The following is a 7,160-nucleotide window of genomic DNA, read 5'->3' as shown; positions in this document are numbered from 1 at the left end:
CTTTAAACTTCTGTTATATTCTTTCCAGTTGCAAACTTTTTGTAGCTTTGACATACACACTTGTGGTTAAGTTTTTTGTCAATTTACTACTTTTCTTAGTTCGCAGCTACTTTTTTTTATATCTACGCAACAAGGTCTTGCAGGAATGACGGTTTTGGTATCTATGTAACAATGCCTTACTTCCGCATGATAAGCTTGCCTGTGCCTTAAGAAAGCATAAATAGTAATCAAGAGTGATTTGTGTCAAGTCAAAAATCTAAAAAAAAATAAATATTTATATTGAATAAATTATTATTCTCGTGTCTACTTAGGTGAAGATTCTATACACTGAATATGGTGTCATTTTTCAAAATAAGCATTATAAATAACGCCTACAACCCCATTAGTACCTATAATGAACACGCTTAAAAAAAATAAATTTCAAATAACTATAAACAATAACCATAATAATTTACTTACTCCTTTCGGTAAAGCTATTCTGCGAGATCGATATCTTATGAAAGGTGAGGATTTTCAAGATTTATTTGCAAGAGTTTCTAGTTATTATGCCGAAAATAAACAGCATGCTCAGAAGCTATATGAATATATGAGTAAAATGTGGTTTATGCCGGCAACACCAATCTTAAGTAACGGTGGAACGGATAGGGGGCTTCCTATTTCATGCTTCTTGAATGAGACCGATGACAGCTTAGACGATATAGTAAATTTATGGACGGAAAATGTTTGGCTTGCTGCACGCGGCGGCGGAATTGGAAGTTATTGGGGTAATGTTCGTTCTATTAATGAAGGGATTCGTGATAAAGGTCATTCATCCGGTATTATACCGTTTATTAAAGTAATGGATTCTATGACTCTTGCTATTTCGCAAGGTTCTATTAGACGAGGTTCATCAGCTGTATATTTGCCTATTAATCACCCTGAAATTGAAGAATTTATTGATATAAGACGTCCGACAGGTGGGGATGTTAACCGAAAAGCTCTTAATATTCATCACGGTATAGCTATAACCGATGAATTTATGAAAGCCGTTGAAAACAATACGGATTTTGACCTTGTTAGTCCTGCTACCAAAAAAGTTGTAAATAAAGTTAGAGCAAGAGATTTATGGGTTAAATTATTAACTACTAGAATAGAAACGGGTGAGCCTTACTTGTTATTTATCGATAGTGTTAATAAATCTATCCCTGAGCATCATAAAAAATTAGGGCTTCAAGTTAAAATGTCCAATCTTTGTAGCGAAATTACATTGCCGACGGGAATTGACCATTTAGGCAAGTCAAGAACTGCCGTTTGCTGCCTTTCTTCTTTAAATTTAGAGTATTATGAAGAGTGGAAAGATGATAAAGAATTTATCCATTCTATTATGTTGTTCCTTGATAATGTTTTAGAAAACTTTATTAATAAAGCACCGGATACTATGACAAGAGCTAAATATTCGGCTATGCGTGAGCGAAGCGTTGGACTTGGCGTAATGGGATTCCACTCATTTTTGCAAATGAAAAAAGTACCGATAGAATCGGTTATGGCAAAAGTTTGGAATAAAAAAATATTTGAATATATATCTGCTGAAGCTGATAAAGCATCAATAGAAATCGGTAAAGAAAAAGGAGCATGTCCTGATGCTCTAGATGCAGGAAGTAATGAACGATTTAGCAATAAAACCGCAATAGCACCTACCGCCTCAATTTCGGTAATAGCAGGTAATGCCTCACCCGGAATAGAGCCGTTTGCCGCTAATAGCTTTGTACAAAAGACTTTAACCGGTTCTTTTAACGTGCGTAACAAACATTTAGAAAAGTTATTAGAAGAGAAAGGATTTAATAATGACCAAGTTTGGTCTTCGATTGCAACACATGAAGGATCAGTACAACATTTAACATTTTTATCCGAAGAAGAAAAACAGGTTTTCAAAACCGCTTACGAAATTGATCAGAATTGGCTAATTGAACTGGCAAGCGATCGTACTCCTTACATTACGCAAGCACAATCTTTAAACATCTTTTTACCGGGGAATGTTAGTAAGAAATATTTAAATAATATTCATTTTAAAGCTTGGAAAAAAGGAGTAAAAAGTTTATATTACTGTAGATCGACATCAATACAGCGAGCCGATAAAGTGTCGCATGATGTACTAAAAGCAGATTTTAAAGATTTAGAGAAACAAAACGATAAGTTAGCAGAAGCCGGTAATTACGAAGAATGCTTAGCTTGTCAGTAAGTATAAGTGTTGTTGTATTGATACTAAATCGTCATTGCGAGCGACTGTAAAGAGCGTGGCAATCTCGTCAAATATCCTGAGATTGCTTCGTTAATTATTTCATAATTTCCTCGCAATGACGAAAAACCAAAGCCATAAATATAAAAGAATAATTATGTCATTACTTGATGCAAGTCCAATTTATAAACCGTTTTCATATCCATGGGCATATGAAGCTTGGCACACTCAACAGAAAATTCATTGGCTACCGGAAGAAGTACCGCTTGCCGACGATGTTAAAGATTGGAAATATAACTTAACTCCAGGGGAAAAACATCTATTAACCCAAATATTTCGTTTTTTTACACAAGCAGATATTGAAGTGAATAACTGCTATATGAAGCATTATTCACGAGTATTTAAACCTACTGAAGTATTAATGATGTTATCGGCGTTTTCTAATATGGAAACCGTGCATATTGCAGCGTATTCTCATTTACTTGATACGGTAGGTATGCCGGAAGTAGAATATTCAGCATTTCTTAAATATAAGGAAATGAAAGACAAGTATGATTATATGCAGCAATTTGGAGTGGATACCAAAGAAGATATAGCAACTACACTCGCAGTATTTGGAGCTTTTACTGAAGGATTACAGCTATTTGCCTCTTTTGCGATTATGCTTAATTTCCCTCGTTTTAATAAAATGAAAGGTATGGGACAGATTATTGCTTGGTCAGTGCGTGACGAAACACTTCATACTAATTCAATTATTACTCTGTTCAAGACTTTTGTAAGAGAAAATCCTGAAGTTTGGACGGAAACTTTACGTAAACGTATTTATGAAGCTTGTACGACTATTGTGCATTTTGAAGATGCCTTTATTGAACTTGCTTTTGAAGTCGGCGGTATTGAGGGGTTAACGGCATATGAAGTAAGACAATATATTCGTTATATTGCCGATCGTCGTTTAATGCAGCTAGGACTCAAAGATGTATATTTGGTAAATCATAACCCGCTTCCTTGGCTTGATGAAATGCTAAACGGAGTCGAGCATACAAACTTTTTTGAAAATAGAGCGACTGAATATTCAAAAGCAGCGACTACCGGTTCATGGGAAGAAGTATTCACTGAGATGGATACCAGAAGCGGAGGCTAAATAATATACTCGGATAGAACTTAAAAAATTGGTAGCCATGTCTTCGTAAGTCCTCGGATGCTGAACATGTTGTGTCGAAGTATACATATTAACAACAAGAATAAAAAAATTAAAAATACCTAATCTTTATTTTTAAAAATTTTTTAAAATAGATTTAGAATATTTAAAAATTTCGAGTAATTTTATGGCTATTACGAATAATAAAAACTATCAAAAAGTTGTAGAAAAAGTTTTATCTTCTTCTAAAGCTAATAAAGCACTAAAGAGTGCAATTAAGGACTTATCGTCTTCAAAGAGTATAAGCTTAAGAACGATGTTACTCGGAGCAAGGTTTGTTTTAACTAATCCTGTAAATAGTTATAATCTTGTTAAGCTTGCTAAATCCTCTAATATATATCTTGATCCGGAATTTCAAAAATCACTTCTTGAAAAATCTCCAATATGGGAATTTTTAAAAAAACATTCAGATGACTTGCCTAAAATAGGTCAAATCTTAGCAAATGCGGGCTTTAGAGAATTTCAAGATAAGAGTGCTTTAGATAAAAAGGGACTCGAAATACTAAAAGAATGTTTTAAAAATGAAGAAGTACTTAAAAAACTTCAAGAAATTGCAGTTGAAGTAAAGCAAGAGCTACCGGACTGGAATAAAGTGACTTCTAGAACTTTAGATATGCTGGTTACCGATACAAATTTTAAAAAATTCTTTAATGAAAAGAGCGAAGATATTACGCATTATATACGCACCGGAGCAACTGAAATACTTCCAAGCGATTATATAAAAACTTTTGATAATATATTACAAAAACCCGAAAAGAAAAATTTATTAAAAATATTTAATGAACATCCTGATTTTAAGCAGGAACTGGCTGAAAATATAAACAATCCTAATACTCTAAAAAGGTTTAATAAGTTATCTCCTGAAAAACAACTCATTATTGAAAGTTTCTTAGCAGAAGTAAAAGAACAAGCTAAACCTTTCTTAAAAGAACATTTTGAAAGCTACAAAATCGATCTTAAAATTTTAGATATTATTCCTACTTTATTAAATAAAATTCCTGAGACAAAAGAGATTTTTGATACTCTTAACGCTCCAAATCAAGGTGTAATGATATCTCTTGAAAAATCCTTAGAAATGGTAGTGGGTGATGATAAATTAAAAAGTTTTTTTGCTAATAATAAAACAATCTTACCAAATATTGCTTTAGGTATTATTGAAAATACTCCTAGCGTACAAAGTATAACCAAAGAATATAATTTTGATAAACAAATGCTTAGTATAGTGGGCGAAGTTATGTCAAAACCGGAAATTGCTCATGAGATTATTGCAGACTTAAATAAAGGTGATTATATGAGTTTAACCGGTAATATAATCTCTGCACTTAATGATCATTCATTTAAATTAAAAGATATATTAGTAGAGCAAAGTAAAGAAGGGCTATTTGATAATTTAATTACAGGAGTTTTAGAACAAGATGAAAAAAATAGCCAAACTATAAAACAACAACTCATAAATTACGGTCTGGAAGCGAGTGATATTACAAAGCTAATGAGCATAATGCCTATATTACTTGATAAACCTGAGTCATTAACAAAGGTTTTTCGAGATTTTATTAAAGGTGATTATATGGGAATGGCAAAAGAGTTAATAGCTTTAACTAAAGATAATCCTGAGATTAAGAGATATTTAAACGATAATAAAGAAATATTTGCAAGTATTTTAGATAAAACTTTAAAAGATATACCGGGCATAAATAACCTTGATAAGAAAGAATTATATAATGTACTTCCATCAATGTTAAACCATCCTAATGAATTAGTTAAAATTATAGAAGAGGTTGAACAAAGTAATTATCGTGGAGCCGCTAGTGCTATATATAATCTAGCTCAAAAAACCAATTATTTTGAAGGTCAATTGCCGAATATTATAAAAGCAGGTTTTAGCTATGCTACTGAAAAAGTAAAAGATGTATTTAGTCCATCACAAGATTTTAAAGACAAAACTATAGATGAAATTACTCTTAGAAATAATTTAAATAAAATACAAAATGGAAAATTCAGCTTAGAGGGAGCTATATTAGTAGGTAATTTATCTAATATTGACTTCTCAAGCGTATCATTAAAAAATGCAGATTTAACTAAAGTAACTTCTTTAAAAGATTGTAATTTTAAAAATACTAATTTAGCAGAGACTAAATTACCTGACAATTTAATGCTACTGACTGATACTTACAATCTTGATAAGGCCATTCCTCCTTTAGCACCTGAACTAATTAAAGAACAACAAGCAAAATTAATTGATAAGGCAATTGATAAAGTATTTTTACAAATACAAGCCGAAGAAAAAAGAAATTTACTTAGTAAAAAAGAATTTGCTCAACAGGTAAATATATTATGCGAAGAAAATCAAGTTGTTAAAGACTATATTATAGAAAAACTAAACTCGCTACCTACGAATATGGTTAAGAGCCTTGCTACTCCTAAAACAAATCAATATAAACATATTACAAATCATGTAAATTCTCCATTACAAATATTGAACCCTTTATATGAAAATATTGCAAATAAACAAGATATTAAGAGTAATTTATTTGCAAATATTTTAACCGAGAAAATATCACAAAAACTTTTTGATAAAGGTGATAATAGAGGTGAAGATTTTTACATGATTAATCAGATGCTAAAACCTATCGTTTCTGAATATTCTAAAGAGAATCCTGATAATATAAATAATTTTTTAGAGCCAAAAAATCTAGAAAAGTTAGCAAGTAATATTGCCTCTACTTTAAATTCTAAATCTGCATATACTTGGGCAGGCACTATTACCGGTGGAATTTACTTACCAAAAGAAATCTTCAATGAACAGTTAAAAGATAATTTTAAGAATGAGTTTGAAAATATTAATAAACTAAATGTTTTAAAAGAAGCAAAAAATATAGTTTCAAATTTAGATAGTAAAGTGCATATAGTAAATAATCCCGATAAATCACATACTTATGAATCATTACCTACAAAAAATAAAAAAAATACCCAGATAACTCCATAAATCTTAGATCAAATTGATTTAATTATCATATTATGCAATAAAAATTAAAATATTTAAGTATTTCTTAATTTATTTCTTTGAATCAATTTTAAGATAATTTAATGTTTATGTAATTAAATACATTTCATTATTTTTATGGCAGTTACAAATTCCATTAAAGATATTAAATTAAAGAATTTTAATAAAACTGTTAAAAGGACATTATCTTCTCCTGATGCAGATAAGGCATTTACAAGCTTTATTTATGACCTCGCATCTCCAAAGAAAAAAATATTACCCGTTAGCATAGGAGCATTATTAAAAGGCGCGAAGTTTGCTTTAACTAATCCCGTAAATAGTTATAATCTTGTTAAAATTGCAAGCTCATCTGCTATATATCTTGATTCAAACTTTCAAAAATCCGTTCTTGAAAAATCTGAAATATGGGATTTTCTAAAAAAACATGCAGATGATTTACCAAAAATAGGGCAAATCTTAGCAAAAGCAGGGTTTAGAGAATTTCAAGAAGGTAATTTTCTAGATCAAAAGGGCCTTACAACATTAAAAGAATGTTTTAAAAATGATAATGTACTTAAAAGCATTAAAGAAATTGCAATTGAGCTAAAGCAAGACGTACCAGACTATAATAAAGTGACTTCTAAAACATTAGAAATGTTATCTACCGATAAAAATTTCTTGAAATTTTTTAATGAAAAAGGGAAAGATATAGCAGATTATATGTAGAAGTCAAGATTTAATCTTACAGACATTATAAAAATTAT

At 30.7% G+C, this 7,160-nt stretch carries 3 protein-coding genes and 1 pseudogene; all 4 read left to right on the top strand.

The window, feature by feature from the left end; genetic code table 11:
* Nucleotides 1-394: 394 nt before the first annotated feature.
* Entirely contained in the window at nucleotides 395-2,218 is a 1,824-nt protein-coding gene (locus tag KYQ89_RS03465; RefSeq protein ID WP_218460422.1) for a ribonucleoside-diphosphate reductase subunit alpha, read from the top strand.
* Nucleotides 2,219-2,372: 154 nt separating this feature from the next.
* Nucleotides 2,373-3,356 carry a ribonucleotide-diphosphate reductase subunit beta gene (locus KYQ89_RS03460; RefSeq protein WP_218460423.1) on the top strand — a complete coding sequence of 328 codons (984 nt, stop codon included), beginning with the start codon at nucleotides 2,373-2,375 and terminating at the stop codon, nucleotides 3,354-3,356.
* 184 nt (nucleotides 3,357-3,540) lie between these two features.
* Complete coding sequence (locus KYQ89_RS03455; protein WP_218460421.1) at nucleotides 3,541-6,399, top strand: pentapeptide repeat-containing protein; 2,859 nt, start codon at nucleotides 3,541-3,543, stop codon at nucleotides 6,397-6,399.
* A gap of 135 nt (nucleotides 6,400-6,534) precedes the next feature.
* A pseudogene (locus tag KYQ89_RS03450) lies at nucleotides 6,535-7,119 on the top strand (hypothetical protein); the annotation flags it as partial.
* Nucleotides 7,120-7,160 lie beyond the last annotated feature (41 nt).

This window comes from Rickettsia sp. TH2014, assembly GCF_019249195.1.
Lineage (GTDB): Bacteria > Pseudomonadota > Alphaproteobacteria > Rickettsiales > Rickettsiaceae > Rickettsia > Rickettsia felis.
Note: the sequence above shows the minus strand (reverse complement) of the source record. Positions and strands in the feature narration are given on the sequence as shown.

What these genes read in the sequence shown, in the direction of transcription:
- KYQ89_RS03465 (WP_218460422.1), top strand. Translation starts at nt 395, where the DNA reads ATGAACACGCTTAAAAAAAATAAATTTCAAATAACTATAAACAATAAC.
- KYQ89_RS03460 (WP_218460423.1), top strand. Translation starts at nt 2,373, where the DNA reads ATGTCATTACTTGATGCAAGTCCAATTTATAAACCGTTTTCATATCCA.
- KYQ89_RS03455 (WP_218460421.1), top strand. Translation starts at nt 3,541, where the DNA reads ATGGCTATTACGAATAATAAAAACTATCAAAAAGTTGTAGAAAAAGTT.